This window comes from Ideonella azotifigens, assembly GCF_006519715.1.
GTDB lineage: Bacteria > Pseudomonadota > Gammaproteobacteria > Burkholderiales > Burkholderiaceae_C > Ideonella > Ideonella azotifigens.
On sequence record NZ_VIDT01000730.1, the window covers coordinates 1 to 2,564 of the forward strand.

1 protein-coding gene and 1 pseudogene are annotated in these 2,564 nt (G+C 69.2%); one reads left to right on the top strand and one right to left on the bottom strand.

All coding sequences use genetic code 11. From position 1 onward, the window contains the following. Positions 1–2,173 (top strand): putative bifunctional diguanylate cyclase/phosphodiesterase (locus FKP22_RS26910; protein WP_141291032.1); only part of this gene is annotated, 2,173 nt, incomplete at its 5' end. 7 nt (positions 2,174–2,180) lie between these two features. Here the strand turns inward: FKP22_RS26910 and FKP22_RS26915 are convergent. Beyond that, positions 2,181–2,564: pseudogene (locus FKP22_RS26915) on the bottom strand (hypothetical protein); the annotation flags it as partial.

Genomic DNA, 2,564 nt, shown 5'->3' on the forward strand with positions numbered 1-2,564 from the left:
GGTGCTCAGCATCGTGCGGCTGCATGGCGCCTCGGCCGACGCGGCCCAGCTGCTGGCCGCGCACGTGGCGTCCTCGCTGGCGCTGCAGATCCAGCAGGCCAGCCATGCCCAGCTGCCAGGCGACACGCCGCTGTCCGTACTTGCCGCCCAGCAGCTGGTCGACTTCATCCACAGCGAGGGGCGGCGTGACCTCGAACTGGTGGACGCGAACCTGCGCATCGTGGCCGACGCGGACCACAAGGACATCGGCCACACGCTGGCAGGCGACATGGGCGCCGCGGTGGCCGCCACCTTGCATGACGGCCAGCCGCGCTACTTCGTCGAACCCGGCAAGGCCGGTGAACCGGGCCGCCACCAGACCGTCGTCGCGCTGAAGTCCGCGAACGGTGCCAGCGTAGGCGCGCTGGTGCTCGAATACACCTCGCTGCTGGACGAGATGGCGGGTGTCGCCGACGGCGCGGCACACACGCTGCTGCTGCTCGCCCTGCCCGTCGGCCTGCTGCTGCTGTGGGCCTCTGCCTGGGGAGCGCGCCGCATCCTGCGGCCCATCGCCCGGCTGCAAGCCGCCACCGCGGCATTGGCCAGCGGCCAGCACAGCGCGAAGATTGGCGAGTACACGCAGGACGAGGTCGGCGACCTGGCGCGTTCGTTCGACCGCATGGTGGACCACCTGGCCCGCTCGCAAGCTGCGGTGCAGCAGGAAATGACCGAGCGCCAGCTTGCGCAGCAGCAGCTGCAGGCGGCGCACGACGGGCTGGAGCAGCGCGTGCAGGAGCGCACCGCTCTGCTGCAGGAAGCCAACCAGCGGCTGGATGGCGAGCTGGCCGAGCGGCTGCGCATGGCACGCCAGCTCGAACAGATGGCGCGCTTCGACCCGCTGACCGGCCTGCCCAACCGCAGCCTGTTCCTGAACCGGCTGGCGCATGCGATGCAGCGCGGCACCCGCACCGGCAAGCTGGTGGCGCTGATCTTTGTCGACCTGGACCGCTTCAAGTCCATCAACGATTCGCTGGGGCATGAAGTGGGCGACCGGGTGCTGCAGGAGGTGGCGCAGCGCATGACCGCGCTGCTGCGCCAGACCGACGTGGTCTCGCGCATCGGGGGCGACGAGTTCACCGTGATCCTCGAAGACATCGAGCAGGTCCAAGACGTGGCCACCATCGCCGCCAAGCTGGTCGAAGGATTCCGGCTGCCGCTGCAGGTGGGCACGGCCGAGCTGTACTGCACGCTGAGCCTGGGCATTGCCATTGCGCCGCGCGACAGCGCCGACATTGGCGAGCTGATGCGGCAGGCCGATTTCGCGATGTACCACGCCAAGGCCGAGGGCCGCAACGGCTTCCAGTTCCACTCCGAGCGCATGGGCCATTCGGCGCGCAGCAAGCTGGCGATCGAACACGCGCTGCGGCACGCCATCGAGCGCAACGAGTTCACGCTGCACTACCAGGTGCGTGTCTCGGCCCGGAGCAAGCAGCCGGTCGGCATGGAAGCCTTGCTGCGCTGGCACAGCCCCGAGCTGGGCGCCGTGGGGCCGTGCGACTTCATTCCGGTGGCCGAAGAGACCGGCATGATCCTGCCGCTGGGCGCCTGGGTGCTGCGCACGGCCTGCGCACAGCACACTGCCTGGCGCCTCGAAGGCCTGCAGCCCGGGGTGATGGGCATCAACGTCTCGGCGCGCCAGTTCCGCCAGGCCGACTTCGTGGCCCAGGTGCGCGACATTGCGCTCGAAGCCGGCGTGAACCCGGCCCACATCGAGCTGGAACTGACCGAGAGCATGCTGATGAGCGACCCCGAGCGCGCCGCCACGCTGATGGGCGAGCTGCGCGCGTTGGGCTTCGGCATTGCCATCGACGACTTCGGCACCGGCTTTTCCAGCCTCAGCCACCTGAAGCGTTTCCCGGCCACCAAGCTGAAGATCGACCGCAGCTTCGTCAGCGGCATTGCGCACAACAGCGAGGACGCGGCGATTGCCGCGGCCATCGTCGCGCTGGCCGGCACGCTGAACATCCAGGTCACCGCCGAAGGCGTGGAGACCGAAGGCCAGCAGGCCAGCCTGGACGAGCTGGCCTGCAACGAATACCAGGGCTTCCTGTTCAGCCACCCGCTGCCCAGCCAGGGCATGGGCGAGGTGCTGCGCCAGGGCCTGCACCCCGGCCCGCAGCCCGCGGGCCGCTGAAGCTTTTTCAGCGCAGCTGGTAGTCGGCGTCGGGCAGCGGCAGCGGCGGCGGTACTTCCCCCAGCATCTCCCGCAGGCTGGCTTCGATGCCGGCGGCCAGGGCGTCCAGCGCCAGGTCGTTGGGCATCAGGCCGAAGGGCTGTTCGATCTCGTCGCTCAGCGCCTCCAGCGCGAAGAAGGTGTACGAGACAAAGGCCACCACCAGCGGCGTCATCCAGCCGATGGTGTCGACCAGGCCAAACGGCAGCAGCATGCAGTAGCCGTAGACGCTGCGGTGCAGGATCACCGAATAGGTGAAGGGCAGCGGCGTGTTGGCAATGCGCTCGCAGCCGCCGAGCGCGGCCATCAGCTGGTCCAGCGACTGTTCCATGCGCTCGGCCAGCTGCGGGAC